At 60.8% G+C, this 19,884-nt stretch carries 18 protein-coding genes; 9 read left to right on the top strand and 9 right to left on the bottom strand.

Features of this window, described 5'->3' with window-relative positions; all coding sequences use genetic code 11:
- The 4 genes from ACK4TM_RS03075 to ACK4TM_RS03060 form a co-directional block, all read right to left on the bottom strand.
- The coding region (locus ACK4TM_RS03075) for a replicative DNA helicase (protein WP_409696534.1) at positions 1-1,212 on the bottom strand (1,212 nt) is incomplete at its 3' end.
- Positions 1,213-1,421: 209 nt separating this feature from the next.
- The gene (locus tag ACK4TM_RS03070; RefSeq protein WP_409696531.1) at positions 1,422-2,093 is read right to left on the bottom strand and encodes an orotate phosphoribosyltransferase; all 672 of its coding nucleotides are present in this window, start codon (positions 2,091-2,093) and stop codon (positions 1,422-1,424) included.
- Between the two features lie 47 nt (positions 2,094-2,140).
- The gene (gene pyrC, locus ACK4TM_RS03065; protein ID WP_409696528.1) at positions 2,141-3,193 is read right to left on the bottom strand and encodes a dihydroorotase; all 1,053 of its coding nucleotides are present in this window, start codon (positions 3,191-3,193) and stop codon (positions 2,141-2,143) included.
- Positions 3,194-3,253: 60 nt separating this feature from the next.
- Positions 3,254-4,477, bottom strand: a complete 1,224-nt coding sequence (locus ACK4TM_RS03060) for an acyl-CoA dehydrogenase (RefSeq protein ID WP_409696525.1) — start codon at positions 4,475-4,477, stop codon at positions 3,254-3,256.
- Positions 4,478-4,584: 107 nt separating this feature from the next.
- Between ACK4TM_RS03060 and ACK4TM_RS03055 the strand changes: the two genes are divergently transcribed.
- From ACK4TM_RS03055 to ACK4TM_RS03020, 8 genes are all read left to right on the top strand, one after another.
- The gene (locus tag ACK4TM_RS03055) at positions 4,585-5,490 is read left to right on the top strand and encodes an AAA family ATPase (RefSeq protein WP_409696522.1); all 906 of its coding nucleotides are present in this window, start codon (positions 4,585-4,587) and stop codon (positions 5,488-5,490) included.
- Complete coding sequence (locus ACK4TM_RS03050; protein WP_409696519.1) at positions 5,487-6,764, top strand: vWA domain-containing protein; 1,278 nt, start codon at positions 5,487-5,489, stop codon at positions 6,762-6,764. The genes ACK4TM_RS03055 and ACK4TM_RS03050 overlap by 4 nt, the downstream gene beginning before the upstream one ends.
- Before the next feature lie 33 nt (positions 6,765-6,797).
- Complete coding sequence (locus ACK4TM_RS03045; protein WP_409696516.1) at positions 6,798-7,760, top strand: XdhC family protein; 963 nt, start codon at positions 6,798-6,800, stop codon at positions 7,758-7,760.
- Positions 7,757-8,737, top strand: coding sequence for a molybdopterin-binding protein (locus ACK4TM_RS03040; RefSeq protein ID WP_409696513.1), 981 nt, complete (start codon positions 7,757-7,759; stop codon positions 8,735-8,737). Before ACK4TM_RS03045 ends, ACK4TM_RS03040 begins: the two co-directional genes overlap by 4 nt.
- An 88-nt stretch (positions 8,738-8,825) precedes the next feature.
- Positions 8,826-9,311, top strand: coding sequence for a (2Fe-2S)-binding protein (locus ACK4TM_RS03035; RefSeq protein ID WP_409696510.1), 486 nt, complete (start codon positions 8,826-8,828; stop codon positions 9,309-9,311).
- 60 nt (positions 9,312-9,371) lie between these two features.
- Positions 9,372-11,741, top strand: a complete 2,370-nt coding sequence (locus tag ACK4TM_RS03030) for a xanthine dehydrogenase family protein molybdopterin-binding subunit (protein ID WP_409696507.1) — start codon at positions 9,372-9,374, stop codon at positions 11,739-11,741.
- Positions 11,742-11,753: 12 nt separating this feature from the next.
- Positions 11,754-12,542, top strand: a complete 789-nt coding sequence (locus tag ACK4TM_RS03025; protein ID WP_409696504.1) for an FAD binding domain-containing protein — start codon at positions 11,754-11,756, stop codon at positions 12,540-12,542.
- A gap of 111 nt (positions 12,543-12,653) precedes the next feature.
- Positions 12,654-14,600, top strand: a complete 1,947-nt coding sequence (locus ACK4TM_RS03020) for an OmpA family protein (protein WP_409696501.1) — start codon at positions 12,654-12,656, stop codon at positions 14,598-14,600.
- A gap of 218 nt (positions 14,601-14,818) precedes the next feature.
- Here ACK4TM_RS03020 and infC read toward each other — a convergent pair whose 3' ends face one another.
- Positions 14,819-15,364 carry a translation initiation factor IF-3 gene (gene infC, locus ACK4TM_RS03015; RefSeq protein ID WP_409696543.1) on the bottom strand — a complete coding sequence of 182 codons (546 nt, stop codon included), beginning with the start codon at positions 15,362-15,364 and terminating at the stop codon, positions 14,819-14,821.
- A gap of 195 nt (positions 15,365-15,559) precedes the next feature.
- Between infC and ACK4TM_RS03010 the strand changes: the two genes are divergently transcribed.
- Complete coding sequence (locus ACK4TM_RS03010) at positions 15,560-16,117, top strand: hypothetical protein (protein ID WP_409696498.1); 558 nt, start codon at positions 15,560-15,562, stop codon at positions 16,115-16,117.
- A 65-nt stretch (positions 16,118-16,182) separates the two neighbouring features.
- Here ACK4TM_RS03010 and ACK4TM_RS03005 read toward each other — a convergent pair whose 3' ends face one another.
- The 4 genes from ACK4TM_RS03005 to ACK4TM_RS02990 form a co-directional block, all read right to left on the bottom strand.
- A complete protein-coding gene (locus tag ACK4TM_RS03005; RefSeq protein WP_409696495.1) occupies positions 16,183-17,031 on the bottom strand; it encodes a ferredoxin--NADP reductase in 849 nt (282 codons plus the stop codon).
- A 65-nt stretch (positions 17,032-17,096) separates the two neighbouring features.
- The gene (locus tag ACK4TM_RS03000; protein ID WP_409696492.1) at positions 17,097-17,507 is read right to left on the bottom strand and encodes a DUF934 domain-containing protein; all 411 of its coding nucleotides are present in this window, start codon (positions 17,505-17,507) and stop codon (positions 17,097-17,099) included.
- Entirely contained in the window at positions 17,504-18,223 is a 720-nt protein-coding gene (locus ACK4TM_RS02995) for a phosphoadenylyl-sulfate reductase (protein WP_409696489.1), read from the bottom strand. Before ACK4TM_RS02995 ends, ACK4TM_RS03000 begins: the two co-directional genes overlap by 4 nt.
- The gene (locus ACK4TM_RS02990) at positions 18,213-19,883 is read right to left on the bottom strand and encodes a nitrite/sulfite reductase (RefSeq protein ID WP_409696486.1); all 1,671 of its coding nucleotides are present in this window, start codon (positions 19,881-19,883) and stop codon (positions 18,213-18,215) included. The genes ACK4TM_RS02995 and ACK4TM_RS02990 overlap by 11 nt, the downstream gene beginning before the upstream one ends.
- Position 19,884 lies beyond the last annotated feature (1 nt).

Genomic DNA, 19,884 nt, shown 5'->3' with positions numbered 1-19,884 from the left:
GGACAATTGCGGGCGCTTGTCTTCGCGGCTTTCGACCTGACGCGACAGCTGCGACAGGGCGATCACCGGGATGTTGAGTTCCTTGGCGATGGCCTTGAGGCCCATGGTGATCTCGGAAATCTCGTTCACGCGGTTTTCCGACCGTCCGGTGCCGCGCACAAGTTGCAGATAATCCACCATCAGCACGTCCAGCCCATGCGTCCGCTTCAACCGCCGTGCACGCGCGGCCAGTTGCGAAATCGGCAGTGCCGGGGTGTCATCGATGAACAGAGGGCAGGATTCCAGCGATTTGGCCGCATCGACGAAACGGCGGAATTCGGTTTCGGTCATGTCACCACGGCGGATCTGTTCGGACGGCACCTCTGCCGCCTCGGACAGGATACGTGCGGCAAGCTGTTCGGCGCTCATCTCCAATGAATAGAAACCGACGACGCCGCCATCCACCGCCCCTTCGGTCCCATCGGGCAACATGCCCTTTTTATAGGCCTTGGCGATATTGAACGCGATATTGGTGGCAAGCGAGGTTTTCCCCATCGACGGACGCCCGGCCAGGATCAAAAGGTCGGATTTATGCAGACCGCCCAGTTTCTTGTCCAGATCAATCAGGCCGGTGGAGACACCCGCCATGCCGCCGTCGCGCTGATAGGCGGCATTGGCGACATTCACTGCATCCGTGACGGCGCGCAGGAACGATTGGAACCCCTGATCGGTCGTGCCCTGTTCGGCCAGCGCATAAAGCGCCTGTTCGGCTTCGACGATCTGGTCCCTGGGTTCGCTGTCGACATCGACCTTGGCGGCCTTGTCGGAAATGTTTCGGCCCACCTGAATCAATTCGCGGCGGACGGCCAGATCATAAATCATCTGCGCATAATCACGCGCGGCAAAGGCGGAAATCGCCGCCCCCGCCAGACGCGCAAGATAGGCAGGCCCGCCCAGTTCCTTGAGCCCTTCATCATCTTCGAGAAAGGTTTTCAGCGTGACAGGGCTTGCCAGCGCATTCTTGGAAATCCGGGTCGCGGCGGTTTCAAAAATCCGGGCATGCACGGGATCATAGAAATGTTTCGGCCCGATGATCGACGCAACACGATCGAAGATATCGTTGTTCGTCAGGATCGCGCCCAGCAATTGCTGTTCCGCCTCGATCGAATGCGGCATCAGATCAACCGTGGCATCAGGCGTGCCGGATGCGTTGAAGGTGGAAATCTCGTTCATCTTGTCCCTCTTTAATCGGGCTTCTTTAGCAGCGAGACAGGGGCAAAAGCCAAATGTATAAAACTGTGGATGGCGCCGGGAAAACCCTGTGGATATCGTTGGCTTCGCGCTTCATTCTACCACATCTGGTAGCTGCCTGTCATACCGCATCTATCGAACAGCAAAGTTTACGATTCGTCCGACCCGCGCTGTGGATAAGTCTTGCCGCCTCAGGCGGAAGGCCGCCAACCGGCGGGATCGCGCAGGTAATCTTCGACTGCCGCCAGCGTTTCGGGGTCATAGGCTCCGCGCGCCTTGGCCTCGGCCAGCACATCCCACCAGGTGCACAGATGCAGCAATTGCACACCATGATCGGCCAGCGATTTTTCGACGCCTTCGAAAATGCCGTAGTAAAAGATTACGGCCGTGGCAGCGCAGGTGGCACCCGTGTCGCGGATGGCATCAACAAAAGACAGTTTTGATCCACCATCCGTCGTCAGATCCTCAACCAGCAACACACGCTGGCCTTCTGTCATCACCCCTTCGATACGGGCATTGCGCCCATACCCTTTGGGTTTCTTGCGCACATAAGTCATCGGCAGGGCCAGCCGCTCTGCGACTAGGGCGGCAAAGGGAATGCCCGCGGTCTCGCCACCGGCGATATTGTCGAAGGCTTCGAAACCAGCCTCACGCATGATGGTGACGGACAGGAAATCCATCAATGTGGACCGGATGCGGGGATATGAAATCAGCTTGCGACAATCCACATAGGTCGGCGCCTGTTTGCCCGAGGCATGGGTGAAAGGGTCGCGCGCGTTGAAATCAATCGCGCCGATCTCGATCAGCATGCCGGCAGTCAGGCGGGCCATTTCGGATTTGTCAGGATAGGAAGAGGGGATCATCGTTCGTCTTTCACATCGTCAAAGTTGAAATATCCCCGCGCCGGGCGTTAGCCCGTCACACGCCAGTGCAGTGGAAAACCGGGGTTGAAAATGGTCACCGGCCCGTCAGGCGTGTCGATCCGGTCGGGATAGGGCACGGGATCGCCCTTGGTCAGGGTGATCGTGTCTTCATTCGGCGGCAGCCCGTAAAACAATGGCCCGTTCAACGACGTGAAGGCTTCAAGCTTGCTCAATTGGCCCGCGACGGCAAAGACCTCTGCCAGACAGGACATCGTGTTGGTTGCGGTGAAAATACCCGCGCAGCCGCAGCTTTGCAATTTGGCGCCATCGGTATGCGGCGCGCTGTCGGTGCCGAGGAAAAACCGTTTATCCCCCGAAATCGCCGCCTGCACCAGCGCGATCCTGTGCGCCTCGCGCTTGGCGACGGGCAGGCAATAGAAATGCGGCCTGATGCCGCCTGCCAGAATATGATTGCGGTTGATGATCAGGTGATGCGTCGTGATCGTCGCCGCCAGATTTTTCGGATTGTCGCGCACATAATCCACGGCATCCTGGGTGGTGACATGTTCCATCACGACCCTCAGATCCGGCACCTTCTTGCGCAGCGGTTTCAGGATCTTGTCGATGAATGCCGCCTCGCGGTCAAAAATATCGATGTCGGAATCCGTGACCTCACCATGCACGCACAGGGGCATGCCGATTTCGGCCATGACATCCAGAACAGGCCGGACCTTTTCGAAATCGCGCACGCCCGATGCGGAATTGGTCGTCGCGCCCGCCGGATATAATTTCACCGCCGTGGCAATTCCTGCCGCATGGGCTGCGCGCACGTCTTCGGGATCGGTGGCTTCGGTCAGGTACAGCGTCATCAGCGGCGTGAAGGTCATTCCCGCGGGCAAGACCGCCATGATCCGGTCGCGATAGGCTGTGGCCTGCGCGCCCGTCACGACAGGCGGCACAAGATTGGGCATGATGATCGCCCGGCCGAAATGGCGCGCCGTTTCCGGCAGCACCGCTTGCAGCATCGCGCCATCGCGCAGATGCAGATGCCAGTCATCGGGCCGGCGGATCGTCAGGCTTGTAATGTCTTTGTCAGGCATGGACCCGCAATTACACGTTTGTGATTGCGGTGACCATACCTTTCATGTCGCGTCGCGATGTTAAAAGAACGCCTGCAATCCGGTCTGCGCGCGGCCCAGGATCAGCGCATGAACATCATGGGTGCCTTCATAGGTATTCACCGTTTCCAGATTGACCATATGGCGCATGATCTGGAAATCCTCGGAAATCCCGTTGCCGCCGTGCATGTCACGCGATGCGCGCGCGATATCCAGCGCCTTGCCGCAATTGTTGCGTTTCATCAGGCTGATCATCTCGGGCGCGGCGCGCCCGGTTTCCATCAGCCGACCCAGTTGCAGGGCGGCCTGCGTGCCAAGCGCGATCTCGGTCTGCATATCGGCCAGTTTTTTCTGGAAAAGCTGCGTCTGCGCCAAAGGCTTGCCAAATTGCTTGCGATCCAGGCCATATTGGCGCGCGGCATGCCAACAGGCCTCTGCCGCGCCCATGACACCCCAGGCGATACCGTAACGCGCCCGGTTCAGACATCCGAACGGGCCTTTCAGCCCCTCGACGCCGGGCAACAAGGCCTCCTCGCCGACTTCGACATTGTCCATCACGATCTCACCGGTGACAGAGGCCCGCAGGCTCAGCTTGCCGCCAACCTTGGGTGCGCTCAGCCCCTTCATGCCCTTTTCCAGCACAAAACCACGGATTTTGCCGCCGTGCGCCTCTGACTTTGCCCAGATCACGAAGACATCAGCAATCGGCGCGTTGCTGATCCACATCTTGGACCCGTTCAGTACATAGCCATCTGCGGTCTTTTTCGCGGTGGTCTTCATCCCGGCAGGGTCGGACCCGGCATCCGGTTCGGTCAGGCCGAAACAGCCGATCAGTGTCCCCGCTGCCAGCCCCGGCAGGTATTTCGCGCGCTGCGCATCGGACCCATAGGCATGGATCGGATACATCACCAGCGATGACTGGACCGACATCATCGACCGGTAACCGCTGTCCACGCGCTCAATCTCGCGCGCGACCAGACCATAGGTGACATAGCCCGCATCCAACCCGCCGAATTCCTCTGGGATGGTGATGCCCAGCAAACCTGCCTCACCCATCATGGTGAAAATCTCAGGCTCCACCAGCGCATCGCGATAGGCCGCCGTCACGCGTGGCTGCAGTTTGTCCTGCGCAAACTGGCGCGCGGCATCGCGCAGCATGCGTTCATCTTCTGTCAGCTGGTCCTCCAGACGCAGCGGATCGGCCCAGTCGAATGGTCCCAGATCGGGGCCAAACCCGGCGGCGGTGATGGGGGCGGCGTGATTCATGATTATTCTCCTCGTCGGGCAAAGCATATGCTGCCCTGCGTGGTGGGGCAATGGATGGGTTGACGCAAGCGCGCAGCGATGCAGCTATAGTCTGCAGGGGGGACCAGATGACATTCACGGATATCGACGCGGTGCAGGCCGGTTTGGGGGATCAGGGCTATATCTGCGGGCGCCCTCTGGCGACGGTGGTATTTCTTGCGCTGCGCCTTGGCCGGCCCTTGTTTCTGGAGGGTGAGGCAGGCACCGGCAAGACCGAAATCGCCAAGGCGCTGGCGCTGTCGCTGGGCCGGCGCTTGATCCGGTTGCAATGTTACGAAGGGCTGGATGCGTCCAGTGCCGTTTATGAATGGAATTTTGCCGAACAGATGATCGCGATCCGCACAGCAGAGGCGACAGGCGGTGCCGACCGCGCCGCGTTGAAAACGGAACTGTTCAGTGAGGATTATTTGATCGAACGCCCCCTGCTGCAAGCGATGCGCCCGCAGCCGGGCGGCGCGCCGATCCTGCTGATCGACGAGCTCGACCGCGCCGACGCCCCGTTCGAGGCGTTTCTGCTGGAGGCTTTGTCTGATTTTCAGGTCACTATCCCCGAACTCGGCACGGTCAAGGCGGCGGAGCCGCCCATCGTGATCCTGACCTCGAACCGCACCCGCGAAGTGCATGACGCGCTCAAGCGGCGCTGCCTGTACCATTGGGTCGATTATCCCGATTACGCCCGCGAGATGGACATCCTGCAGGCCCGCGCACCTGAGGCCAGTGTCGCCCTTTCAGCCCAGGTCGTGGCCTTTGTGCAGCGCCTGCGGCAAGAGGATCTGTATAAAAAACCCGGCGTCGCCGAAACCATCGACTGGGCGAAATGCCTTCTTGCGCTGGATGTGGTGAACCTGTCTCCGGCGGTGATCAGCGATACTTTGGGGGCGATCCTGAAATATCAGGACGACATTCAGAAATTGCAGAACCACGCCGCCACCCGTCTGCTGGATGAGGCCCGCGCCAGCCTGCCGCCACAATGACTCCGCGTCCGAAGCCCGGAAACACCTACGCCCCACTGGACCTGCCGGATGACCCCAAGCTGGCGGGCAATATCACCCATTTCGCCCGTGCGCTGCGCAAGGCGGGGCTGAAACTCGGCCCCGGTCGGGTGATCGATGCGATCAACGCGGTGCAGGCGGTGGGATTTACGCAACGGGGGGATTTCTACTGGACCTTGCATGCCTGTTTTGTGTCCAGACCGGAAGACAGCGCCGTGTTCGCGCAGTTGTTCCGGCTTTACTGGCGTGATCCGCAATATCTCGACCATATGATGTCGCTGCTGACACCCATGGTGCGCGGCGTGCAGGAGGACCGCACGGCGCAGGCCGCTGAAAAACGCGCGGCAGAGGCGCTGCTGGACGGGCAGGAACCGGACCGCCCCGACACGCCCGACAGCGAAGATGAGATCGAGATCGACATCGACGCCAGCCACAGCGCATCCGCCGAGGAACGGCTGCGCCAGTTGGATTTCGAACAGATGAGCACGGCAGAAATGGCCACCGCCACGCGGATGCTGGCGCAATTGCGTCTGCCGGTGGCGCCCGTGCTGACGCGGCGCAGGCAAGCCTTGCCCGGCCCTTTGGTGGACTGGCAACAGACCATGCGCCGGGCCGCGCGGCAGGGTGGCGAAATCACCAGGCTCGCCACCGCGCGCCGGCGCCAGCGCTATCCCAACCTCGTGGTGCTCTGTGACATATCGGGGTCCATGTCCGCCTACTCCCGCGCCGTGCTGCATTTCGTCCATGCGGTGGCGAACCGCGAAGGCCAGGGCTGGGCGCAGGTCCACGCCTTTACCTTTGGCACATCGTTGACCAATATCACCCGCCAAATGCGCCGCCGTGATGTCGATGCCGCATTGGCCGCCGCCGGGGCACAGGCGCAGGACTGGGAAGGTGGTACTAGAATCGGCGCTTGCCTGCATGATTTCAACCGCGACTGGGCGCGCCGTGTTGCCGGGCAGGGGGCTGTGGTGCTGTTGATCACCGATGGGCTGGACCGTGACACCAGTCATGATCTGGGGCGAGAGATGGAGCGGCTGAAGCTGACCTTCGCACAGGTCATCTGGCTGAACCCGCTGTTGCGCTGGGATGGCTTTGCACCGCTGGCGCGCGGCATCGCGCAGATGCTGCCCCATTGCACCAGTTTCCGCGCGGCGCATAATGTGGCATCCTTGGCTGATCTGGCGCAGGCACTGATGCGCCCGGATGACGCGGGCGAAAAACGGCGGATGCTGGCGGCGTTGCATGGGTCCTGACCCATGCAACCCGCGCCGCAGGGAGGGGCAAGAATGACCGACGATCCAGCCAAATTTGCCCTGCATTGGGCGCAACAGGGCCGCAAAACCGCGCTTGCCACCGTGATCGCGACATGGGGGTCGGCACCGCGCCCTGTCGGCAGTCAGCTTGTCATCGGCGCGGATGGCGCGATGGAAGGATCAGTCTCCGGCGGTTGCGTTGAAGGCGCTGTGGTCACGGCAGCGATTGACGCCATCGCCACGGGCCGAGCTGAAATTCTGGAATTCGGGGTCAGCGATGACGAGGCCTTTGCCGTCGGCCTGGCCTGCGGCGGGCAGATCCGTGTGCTGGTCCAGCCGATAGGCGATGGTCTGACGCTGGATATCTTGCAGGCGCTGGCCGATGCGCGCGATAAGGCGCAACCTATCGGCCTTGCCACCGACCTGGCCACAGGGGTCAGCCGGATCATCGGACCCGCAGATGCGCCCGCGCGTTTCCGGCTTGACCAGTCGGGATTGGAACAAGACGGCACATTCATCACAATTCAGAACCCGCCCCTGCGGATGATCATCGTGGGCGCGGTGCATATCGCGCAACCGCTTGTGATGATGGCGCACGCCTGTGGCTATGCGCCGCTGCTGATCGATCCGCGCGGTGCCTTTGGCTCTGCCGCGCGGTTCCCCGGTGAGACGATCATTGATGAGTGGCCGGATGACGCGCTCGCCACCCTTGAACCCGACAGCCGCACCGCGATCATCACCCTGACGCATGATCCGAAACTTGACGATCCCGCGATCATGGCGGCCTTGCGGTCGGATGTGTTTTATCTGGGTTGTCTGGGGTCGACCCGCACCCATGCCAAACGTGTCGCGCGTCTGCAGGCAGCGGGGTTCACCGACGCGGATATCGCACGGATACACGCGCCTGTCGGCCTTGATCTGGGCGGGCGGCACCCGGCAGAGATCGCGGTCAGCATCATGGCGCAGATCACCCAAACCCTGCGGCAAGCGAAATGAAATTCGGCCCCGCCCCGGTGACGCAGGCAGAGGGCGCAATCCTTGCGCATGCCACGCAGGCCGGGACACGCCGTTTACCCAAGGGCAAGCTGCTTGCAGCCCCGGATATCGCTGTCCTGCAATCGGCGGGGATCAGTCAGGTGATCGTCGCTCGCCTCGCCCCCGGCGATCTGGATGAGAATGCGGCGGCGGCAAAACTCGCCCTTGCGCTGGCCGGGGACGGCATCACCGCCAGCGCTGCGGCGACAGGTCGCGTCAACCTGTTTGCAGATGCAGCAGGGATCGTGGCGCTGGACGTGGATGCGATCCACCGCGTCAATGCCGTCAATCCGATGATCACGGTGGCGACGCTGCCGCAATATACCCGCGTCGCGGCGGGCAATATGGTGGCGACGATCAAGATCATTTCCTATGCCGTGCCGGGCGCGGATGTCGATCAGGCCGCAGCGGTCGGTCAGGAGATCAGCCTGCTGCCACCGCTGTATCGCCGTGCCACATTGATCGAGACCCGCCTTGCGCGGGACCCCGGCGACAAGGGGCGTGCGGCGCTGGGCAAGCGGCTGTCGCGGTTTGATGCGTCGCTGGATGATCGGGTGATTATACCTCATAAAATCAAAGAATTGTCTCGCGCTCTTGATCGCGCCGCGGGTGAGGTGATTTTCATCCTTACCGCCTCTGCCACATCCGACATCGACGACATTGGTCCCGCCGCCCTGCGCGCTGTGGGTGGGACGCTGACCCAGTTCGGCATGCCTGTCGATCCCGGCAACCTGCTGTTCCTGGGTGATCTGCGCGGCAGGCCTGTCATTGGTTTGCCGGGCTGCGCACGTTCACCCGCGCTGAATGGTGCGGATTGGGTGCTGGAACGCGTCATCTGCGGGCGCCCGCCGACACCGCAGGATTTCGCTGCGATGGGTGTCGGTGGCCTGCTCAAGGAAATTCCCGACCGCCCGCAACCGCGCCGCGATATCGGCTGATGCGGCACTGCGGCGGAAGATCGTTGTTCTCAGATCAGCGTTGCCGTGTTTAACTCACCCCGTAGCAACGATGTATCGGGAGGAACCAATGGCATCTGTAGCAATGGTCGTGAACGGCAAACCCGTCACGAAAGAGGTGGAAGGCCGTACCCTTCTCGTGGATTTCCTGCGCAATGACCTGCGGCTGACAGGCACCCATGTCGGCTGTGACACGTCGCAATGCGGCGCTTGCGTGGTGCATGTGAACGGCCAGTCGGTCAAGGCCTGCGCGATCTTCGCGATAGAGGCCGACGGGGCCGAGGTCGCCACTATCGAAGGGCAGGCAAATGCCGACGGATCGCTCAACGTGATCCAGCAGGCGTTTCAGGATCATCACGGGCTGCAATGCGGTTTCTGCACGCCGGGCATGGTGATGACGGCAGCGGCCCTGCTGAAAGAGAATCCCAAACCGTCCGAGGCCGAGGTGCGCAGCTATCTGGAGGGGAATATCTGCCGCTGCACGGGATACCACAACATCGTCAAGGCGATCATGGCAGCATCCGGTCAGGACGTGGCCGCCATCGCCGCCGAATAAAGAAGAGGAAGAAACCGGGACCCGGCTATCCTGCCGCCGTCCCATCCGGGAGGAATTTCAATGCCAAAAGATCATGGAATCGGCGCCAGCGACAAGCGGCGCGAAGACGTCCGCTTTCTGACGGGCGCAGGCCATTACACCGATGATATCAAAGATTACGGCGCGACCACGGCTGTGTTCTGCCGTTCGACCGTCGCGCATGGGATCATCAAATCCATCGACACGTCAGAGGCAGAGGGGATGTCCGGCGTTCTCGCGATCTTCACCGGCGCGGATTTCGCCGATGTGGGCGGCAACCCCGCAGGCTGGCTGATCAACAGCCGCAATGGCGAGCCGATGAAAGAACCAAAACGCCCGGTGCTGGCGCATGGCAAGGTGCGCCACGTGGGTGACGCCTATGCCGCCGTGATCGCGGAAACCGAATTGCAGGCGCGTAATGCCGCCGAAGCCATCGTCGCCGAGATCGAAGAATTACCCGCCATTGTGGATATGGCCGCCGCCCTTGCCGGTGACACCTATGTGCATGACGAGATCGTAACTAACCAATGTTTCGACTGGGGCTGGATCGAGGATAACCGCGCCGCCACCGATGCCGCGATCACGGCGGCACCGCATGTGACGACCCTAGAACTGGTCAATAACCGTCTGGTCCCCAATGCGATGGAACCGCGCTGTTCCATCGGCAGCTATGACGCGGGCAATGACAGCTACGTTCTGCAAACCACATCGCAGAACCCGCATCTGACGCGGCTGCTGATTTCCGCCTTTGTCATGGGTATTCCCGAAAACAAGCTGACCGTGATCGCACCTGATGTGGGCGGCGGTTTCGGATCGAAGATCTATCACTACGGCGAAGAAGCCTTGGTCCTCGCCGCTGCGCGCAAGATCGGCCGCCCGGTGAAATGGACCGCCGACCGGACCGAGGCGTTTCTGACCGACGCGCATGGCCGCGACCATGTGACCAAGATCGAACTCGCCTGCGAAAAGGACGGCACCTTTATTGCCTTTCGCACCGAGACAATGGCCAATGTCGGCGCGTATCTCTCGAACTTCTCGACCGCGACGCCGACCTTCCTGCATGGCACGCTGATGGCGGGCAATTACACTGTTCCCAACGTCTATGTGAACGTGAAAGCCGTGTTCACAAATACCGCCCCCGTCGATGCCTATCGCGGGGCCGGGCGGCCAGAGGCGACCTATTCCATCGAACGCGTCATTGACAAGGCGGCGCGCGAACTGGGGATCGACCCGATTGCGATCCGGCGCAAGAATTTCGTCAAGCCGGATCAATACCCGTTCACCAGTGCCGCTGGTCTGGAATACGATTCCGGCAACTATGACGCGCTGATGGATACGTTGGAAAAGCATATCGACCGTGAAGGGTTCAAAGCGCGTCGCAAGGAAAGCGAGGCCAAGGGGATGCTCCGCGGTCTGGGCCTCAATGCCTATATCGAGGCGTGTGGGATCGCGCCGTCGAACCTTGTCGGTGTACTGGGCAGCCGTGTTGGCCTTTATGATGCCGCGACCGTGCGGGTGAATGCCACCGGCAACCTGTCGGTCATGGTCGGTGCGCATAGCCACGGGCAGGGGCATGAAACCGTGTTTCCCCAGATCGTCGGTGAAATGCTGGGGATTGATCCGCAAAGTATCGATATCGTGCATGGTGATACGTCGAAAATCCCCTTTGGGATGGGCACCTATGGATCACGCAGCCTTGCGGTCTGCGGGTCAGCCATGGTGCGAGCAACCGAAAAGATTATCGCCAAGGCCAAGAAGATCGCCGCGCATATGTTGGAAGCCTCTGCCGATGACGTGGATTTCAAGGATGGGCAGTTCACGATCAAAGGCACCGACAAATCCGTCAGCTTTGGCGAGGTCGCGTTGAAAGCCTATATCCCGCATAACTTCCCCATCGAAGACATCGAACCGGGGCTGGAGGAGACGGCCTTCTACGATCCGGCCAATTTCACCTATCCATCCGGCGCCTATGCCTGCGAGGTCGAGGTGGACCCCGACACCGGCAAGGTGCGCGTGGACCGTTTTATCGCGGTCGATGATTTCGGCAATATCATGAACCCGATGATTGTGACGGGGCAGGTGCATGGGGGCCTCGGTCAAGGGATTGGTCAGGCGCTGCTGGAAGGCGCGCGTTATGATGATGACGGGCAGCTTCTGTCGGCCAGCTACATGGATTACACCATGCCGCGCGCCGATGATCTGCCGTTCTACACGGTGGATCACGCCAATGGCACGCCCTGCACCCACAACCCGCTTGGCGTAAAAGGCTGTGGCGAGGCGGGTGCCATCGGATCACCGCCCACTATCGTCAATGCCGTGGTGGATGCTTTGCAATCGGCAGGCAAGAACGTCACCCATATCGACATGCCCCTGACGCCCCTGCGCGTCTGGGACGCCATGCAAACCGCGTGAAGGAGAGCAGATATGTATGCTTTTGAGATCGAACGGCCCAGCACGATCAAGGATGCTGTCGCTGCCCTGCAATCGGAAGGCGCGCAGGCGCTGGGCGGCGGGCAGACGCTGATCCCCACGCTCAAGGCACGGCTCGCCGCGCCTGAGGTGTTGATCAGCCTCACCGCCATTTCCGAGATACAGGGCGTCTGCCTGTCCGACGATGGCGCGCTTTGCATCGGGGCAGGGACCACCCATGCGACAGTCGCGCGCGAAGCGGCCAAGCATTTTCCGGGGCTTGCCGCGATGGCGTCTCATATCGGCGATCCTGCGGTGCGCAATCGTGGCACTTTGGGCGGATCGCTGGCGAACAACGACCCAGCGGCCTGTTACCCGGCGGCGGTGCTGGGAACAGGGGCCACGATCATCACCGACAAACGCCGGATCGCGGCGGATGATTACTTTCAGGGCATGTTCACCACTGCACTGGAAGAGGGTGAGATCATCACAGAGGTCCGCTTTCCCATTCCTCAAAAATCGCATTACCAGAAATTTGTCCAACCCGCGTCGCGTTTCGCGCTGGTGGGCGTCTTCGTTGCGAAATACGCGGATGGGGTGCGCGTCGCCGTCACAGGTGCCTCGGAAGAAGGGGTGTTCCGCTGGCATGATGCCGAAACAGCGCTGGGCGCTGATTTCTCTGCCAAGGCGCTCGGCGGTCTGTCCGTTCCGGCGGATAACATGATCGGTGACTTGCACGGGTCGCCTGAATATCGCGCGCATCTGGTCGGGATCATGACCGGCAGGGCCGTGACCGCCGCCTGACGTCATCGGCGTCTTTCCGCCCGACATCGCTGTTGGGCGGAACCAACCAGCCTGCGGGATGTTATGTTCAGGCGGGCGGCTCCGTTAGGCTGCTATATTCATGAGGTTACAATGCGATATTCTAAACTCAAATCCACCACATCCTTGGTGGTCAGTCTGGCCATGGTCACCACGCCCATGTTTGCGCAGGACGCAGGTCTGCCCGAATGTGGCGAGACTCCCGAATTTCCCTGTCTGAGCGTTGATGGCGACCTGATCGAGGATCGCTCCGCTTATGACGAATTGCAGGAGGCTGCTGCCGCTCAGGCCGCGATAGAGGCCGAACTTGCCGCCGAAGCTGAGGCGACCGCCGCCGCTGCCGCCGAAGCCGAAGCCGCCGCCGCAGCAGCGGCCGAGGCAGAAGCTGCCGCCGCCGAAGCGGCTGCCAATGATGCCACGAATGCAGAGGCACAGGCCGCTGCCGACGAGGCCGTTGCCGACGCTGCGGAAGCTGAGCTGGAGGCTGCACTCGCTGCAGAAGCAGCTGCAGAGGCCGAGGCTGCCGCTCAGGCCGAGGCACAGGCTGCTGCGGATCAAGCTGCCGCAGACCAAGCTGCTGCTGATGCCGCAGCCGCAGAAGATGCAGCCCAGGCAGAAGCAGATGCTGCCGCTGAAGCCGCCGCTCTGGAAGAGGCCGAAGCTGCCGCCGCCGCTGAGTTGGAGGCCGAAGTCGAGGCAGAAGCAGAGATGACCGCCGAAACTGAAGCCGCAGAGGCCGATGCTGAAGCCGCTGCAGACGCCGCTGCTGCTGAAGAGGCAATTGCCGCTGAAGAGGCGATGGAGGCAGAAGCTGCTGCTGCCGCTGAAGAAGCCGCAGAAGGCGAAACAACCGCCGAGGCAGAAGTAGATGCCGATGCGATGGACGCCGCCGAAGCCGCCGAACCGCTGGTAGAGCCGACAACAGTCGAAGAACAAATGGCCGCACAGCCGCAAACCCCTGAAGAAACCGCAGAAGAGGCGCCCGTTGCTTCTGCCGCGGCGACTGCTGATCTCGACACCGATACCGTGCCGGAAGATGCCGAAGTCGAAACCGAAATTGTGACCGAAGACAATGTTCGGTCCAGCACGGAAGATTTTGCCAACAGCGTGTCCGCCGAAGCAGCGCCAGTCGTTGCCGGCAACAACGACCGCGAAGGTCTGTCTACCTTCCAGAAAGCATTGCTGGTCGGACTGGGTGCGGCGGTTGTCGGCACGGTGCTGCGCAATGGTGACCGGGTTGTATCCAACTCCGGTGACCGCGTTGTCGTGCAGCGGGGCGACAATTTCGTTGTGCTGAAAGATGATGACGTGCTGCTGCGCCAGCCCGGCAATCAGGTCGAAACCCAAACGTTCAACGACGGGTCGACCCGCACGATCGTGGTGCGTGAAGATGGCAGCCGGATTGTCACGATCCGCGGTGCCGATGGCACCGTTCAGCGCCGTGCGCGTCTGATGCCGGATGGCACGCAGGTGGAATTGTTCAACGATACCGCCGGTTCCGCGCCGGTTGTCGTGTCGCAACTGCCGCCAGCGCCGGTGTATTTCGTCGAAACCGACCCTGCGCGCATCAACGTCACCACCCTGCGTGAGGCTTTGGCCGCGCGCGAAAGGCCGGCTGGTTTTGACCGGACTTTCTCGCTCAATCAGGTACGCACGATCCAGGAAGTCCGCCGTCTGGCACCTGTGGTCGAGCTTGATACACTGACCTTCGCGACGGGTTCGGCAGCGATTGATCCTGATCAGGCCTCTGGTCTGACTGATCTGGGCACAGCGATTGCAGGGATCGTGCAAAACGACCCGACACAGGTTTTCCTTGTCGAAGGTCATACCGATGCGACGGGTCCTGCATCACTGAACCTGGCGCTGTCTGACCGGCGTGCGGAAACCGTGGCGCTTGCCCTGACCGAGTTCTTTGGCGTGCCGCCGGAAAACCTGATCACGCAGGGTTATGGCGAAAGCTTCCTGAAAGTGCCGACATTGGCTGCCGAACGCACGAACCGGCGCGTGGCGATCCGCAATATCACGACGTTGTTGCGGTAGGCCGCGTTTGGGGGGTGCGTGAGATCACGCACCCTACCTTGGCGTAACGATAAAGGGCGGCTCATTGAGCCGCCCTTTTTTGCATATGTACGGTGCGTGATTTCACGCACCAGGCATCGACCGAAACGACAAAGGGCGACCCGACAAGCCGCCCCTTATTGCGTATGTAGAGATTTGCATATGTACGGTGCGTGATCTCACGCACCTCCCCGCACGTCTTACTTCGACAGTGGCCCGATCAGCATAACCATCTGGCGGCCTTCCATTTTGGGAAAGTTTTCGACCTTGCCGGTCTCTTTGGTGTCTTCGGCCACGCGTTCCAGCAACTGACGGCCCAGTTCCTGATGCGCCATTTCACGGCCACGGAACCGCAAGGTAATCTTCACCTTGTCGCCGTTTTCAAGAAACTTGAACACATTGCGCATCTTGACTTCGTAATCATGGGAATCGGTGTTCGGACGGAACTTAATTTCCTTGATCTCGATGATCTTCTGCTTTTTGCGCGCTTCGGCTTCTTTTTTCTGGGTCTCGTATTTGAACTTGCCAAAGTCCATGATCTTGCAGACCGGCGGCGCCGCGTTGGGTGAAATCTCGACCAGGTCCAGCCCGGCTTCTTCCGCCATCTGCATGGCGCGTTCGGGCGTCACAACGCCCACGTTTTCGCCATCCGCGCCGATAAGCCGGATTTCGGCTGCCCTGATCCGTTCATTGATCCGGGGGCCTGTTTCGCGCTGTGGTGGCGCGTTGTGGGGTCTGCGTCCTATGGTCTTGATCCTTTGGTTGTTCCGCAATGTTGCAGGGCAAACTAAACCTGCTTTGAGCGCGCTTCAACCCGCCATTTTGCCGTTTGACCGCCTATTTTGCGGGAACGATGCCTCTTTCACTTTTCCGCGACTTCTGACATATGCCGCGGCGGGGCCGGTTCGGTCCCTTTTTGTGAAATGTGAAGGACTGACTCCATGAGAGCGCTTGCAATCTTGATTATCGTCGCCGTTGCTGGCTTCTTTGGCTACCAATATGCGGTCGAGGGGCGTGGCCCGAATGCCGCCATCGGTGTGCTGACAGGGGCGACTGCCGCCGCAGAACAGGCAGCCGCTGAACAGGCCGCCGCCGAAGCTGCTGCCGCCGAAGAAGCCGCCGCTGCCGAAGCAGAAGCCCAGGCCGCTGCTGCCGCCGCCGCTGAAGCAGAGGCTCGCGCCGCTGCCGAAGCCCAGGCCGCTGCCGAAGCAGAAGCCGCTGTCGCCGAAGCCATCGAAGAGGCCACTGCCGCAACCGAAGAAGCGGCTGAAAACACCTCTGCCGCGCTGGAAGACACGGGCGCTGATATTGCCGCTTCTGTGGATGAATTGCTGACGGTTGACGGGTTCGATGCCGATCAGGTGATCGCGGTGATCCAAGGGTCCAACCTGCCCGATCAGGAAAAGTCTACGCTGATCTCTGCCGTGACTGCCGCGCAGAACAGCCCGACGTTGTTGCAGCCCGTTCTGGAACGCGCGCGTCAGTTGCTGGTCGACTGATTGTGCCCAAAACGACAAAGGCCGCCCTGTGATTAGGGCGGCCTTTTGCGTTTCAAGGCAAGGGTTTAGTCAAGAAACGCCTTTTCCACCACATATTGCTGCGGGTTGGAATTGGCGCCTTCGTTCAACCCATAGCTTTCCAGCATTTCCTTGAGTTCCAGATTGAACGCCAGATTGCCGCAGATCATCGCGCGGTCATGTTCGAGCGAAATCACCGGCACGTCCAGATCTGTGAACGCCTCTCCGCTGCGCATCAGATCGGTGATCCGGCCCATCTTGGGGCTGTTTTCGCGGGTGGTGGTTGGGTAATATTTGATCTTCTTCCAGAAGCCCTCGCCGATGACTTCATTCAGCAATTCATCGGTTTTCAAACCTTCGATCAGATCGCGGCCATAGGTCAGCTCTCCGGCTTCGCGGCAAGTATGGGTGATAATGATCTCGTCATAATCTTCATAGGTCTGCGGTTCGCGCAGCAGGCTGGCGAAAGGCGCAAAGCCGGTGCCGGTGGCAAAAAACCACAGCCGCTTGCCGGGCAGCAGGGCGTCATGCACCAAGGTTCCCACCGGCTTGGGCCGCAGGATCAACCCATCACCGGGCTGGATATGCTGCAGTTTCGATGTCAGCGGACCGTCCTGCACTTTGATCGAATAGAACTCCAGCTCCTCATCCCACGAAGGGGAGGCAATGGAATATGCCCGCATGATCGGTTTGCGTTTACCTGTCTGTTCGTCTTCGTCACCCATCAGGCCGATCATCACGAATTCACCCGACCGGAACCGCATCGTCGTGGGCCGGGTGATGCGGAACGAAAACAGCCGATCGGTGTAATGCTTGACCTCGGTCACGGTCTGCATATCGGGCAATTGCGGGACGATTTTGGCGCTGGCGTGGTTCACGGGGCTCTGCTCTGTCATAGGTTCATCTGTGACCCATATAGGGCCACCCTCTGTCTAGTCATTGATCTGGGTCAGGGAAAGGGTCAGCCGCGCAAACGGGCCTGATAATGGTTCTGTTGCCAATCCGCACGGGCCAGCCATTGGTCCTGCGGTTGACGCGCGGCCATGGCATCGTCAATCTCGACTTCGTCGAAACCGGACCGGCGTGCCATCGCATATTGGTCGGCCAGCACATGGCCACGCGCGCGCAACCGGCCCTTGTATCCTGCACGGCGCAGGATTGCGGCAAGGCTAAAGCCGCGCCCGTCAGCAAAGCTGGGGAAATCAACCCGGATCATCGGCGCATTGATCAGCCGTGCCAAGGTGGCCGGGTCCGTGTCAGGCGCCAGATCGACCGCATAGGCACAATCATTGGCAACGGCCTGCTGCGCATCGTGAAACGGGCCGGTCCAGTCATCCTTGGCAAAACCGGTGTCGGTGACGATAATGCTCATGCTGCCTGGCCTTCCCGGACGATCCGTCCGTTTTCAAAATGGATACCGCATTCGGTTTTTTCACTGTCACGCCAACGGCCTGCGCGGGGATCTTCGCCTGCGCTGACGCGTGTGGTGCAAGGCATGCAGCCGATGGATGGATAGCCGCGCGCTACAAGCGGATGCCGGGGCAGGTTGTGATCTTCCATGTATCCGCGCAGATCATCCGATGACCAATGCGCCAGCGGGTTGATCTTGATCCGTGCACCGTCCTTTTCGAACAAGGGCAGGGCCGCGCGCTGGCCGTTCTGGAACTGCTTGCGCCCTGTGATCCAGCCACCAAAGCCTTGCAATGCCTTTTCTAACGGACGCGCCTTGCGCAGATCGCAGCAGGCGTCAGGGTCGGCCTGATGCAGCAGGCCATCGACATCCTCGCGCAGCACATCGTTGCGGTTGGGCGTGATCACACGGACATCGGTCAGGCCAAGGGTTGTGGCGATCTGCCGCTGATAATCCAGCGTTTCGGGGAACAGCATTTCGGTATCCAGAAAGATCACCGGCACGGCCGGGTCCACTTGCGCGGCCAGATGTAAAAGCACGACACTTTCCGCGCCGAAGGAGGATACCAAGGCCACCGGCCCGATCTGCACATCTTCCAGCGCGTGGCGCAGGATTGTGTCGGCATCGGATTTGCGGTGCAATGTGTTGCGGCGCTCGGCCAGTTCCTTAAGCGGCATTGGCTTTATCCTCACTTGGGTAAAGAACAGCTTTGAATGGGGCGAGGCCCAGACGGCGATAGGTCTGCAAGAACGACTCTTCCGGGCCGGAGCGCAGGTCGAGATAGCCCGTCACCAGCCGTTCCACCGCTGGCACGATCTCTTCCGCGCTGAAACCGGGGCCGGCGCGTTCGCCGATGGTCGTCGTCTCGGTCCCGTCGCCGCCAAGCGTGATCTGGTAGTTTTCCACACCCGCCCGGTCGAGGCCCAGAATCCCGATATGTCCGACATGGTGATGTCCGCAGGCATTGATGCAGCCGGAAATCTTTATCTTGAGCGGGCCGACGTCATGTTCGATCTTCAACTCGTCGAACCGCGTGGCAATCTGCTGGGCGATGGGGATCGAACGGGCCGTGGCCAGCGCGCAGTAATCCATGCCGGGGCAGGCGATGATATCGGACGCCAGCCCGATATTCGCCGTCGCCAGATCCGCCTTGCGCAGGGCGGCATAGACCGCGGGCAGATCGGATTGATGCACATGCGGCAGGATCACGTTCTGTTCGTGGCTGATGCGCAATTCACCATGGCCGTATTGTTCAGCCAAGTCAGCCATCACCCGCATCTGATCGGATGTCGCATCGCCTGGCGTCGCGCCATGTTTCTTGATGCTGATCGACACGATGGCATAACCGTCCGCTTTATGCGCGGTCAAGTTGGTGTCGGTCCATGACCGGAAGGCCGGGTTGGCCAGACGTGCCGCAGCATATCCATCGGTGGATTTGGTGACAAAGGCGGGCGGGGCGAATGATTGTTCAATCTGCGCCAGCAGTTCCTGATCATAGCCGTTGAAACCCTCGCGGATCGCGACAAAGCGGTCTTCGACCAGATCGCGGATCGTCTCGATCCCGTTCTCATGCAGGGTGATCTTGATACGCGCTTTGTATTTGTTGTCGCGGCGGCCCAGCAGGTTATAGACGCTGACGATGGCTTCGACATAGGCCGGCAGGTCAGGCTTGGACACGAAATCGCGCAGCACCTTGCCCACCATCGGCGTGCGGCCAAGGCCGCCGCCGACAATGACCTGATAACCAACCTCGCCCGCATCATTGCGCACCACGACCAGCCCGATGTCATGCGCGCGGGTGACGGCGCGGTCGGCTTTTGCCCCTGTCACGGCGATCTTGAACTTGCGCGGCAGGAACTGGAATTCGGGGTGATCGGTGGACCATTGGCGCAGTAATTCGGCGATGGCGCGCGGGTCTTCGATCTCATCCGCGGCGGCACCGGCGAAATGGTCCGCCGTTACGTTGCGGATCGTGTTGCCGCTGGTCTGGATCGCATGCATGCCGACATCGGCCAACGCTTCCAGCATATCGGGCACATCGCCCAGTTTCGGCCAGTTGTACTGGATGTTCTGCCGCGTGGTGAAATGCCCGTAACCTTTGTCCCAGCGTTCTGCGATCATCGCTAGCTGGCGCATCTGTGCCGGGTTCAGCGTGCCATATGGCACCGCGACCCGCAGCATATAGGCATGCAATTGCAGATAGAGGCCGTTCATCAGGCGCAAAGGCTTGAATTCATCCTCGGTCAGCGACCCGTCAATGCGGCGTTCCACCTGACCACGGAATTGCGCGACGCGGGTGCGTACGAAGGTTTCGTCAAAATCGTTGTAGATATACATA

The organism is Yoonia sp. (assembly GCF_046292185.1).
GTDB lineage: Bacteria > Pseudomonadota > Alphaproteobacteria > Rhodobacterales > Rhodobacteraceae > Yoonia.
This window is presented reverse-complemented; position numbering and strand designations above follow the sequence as displayed.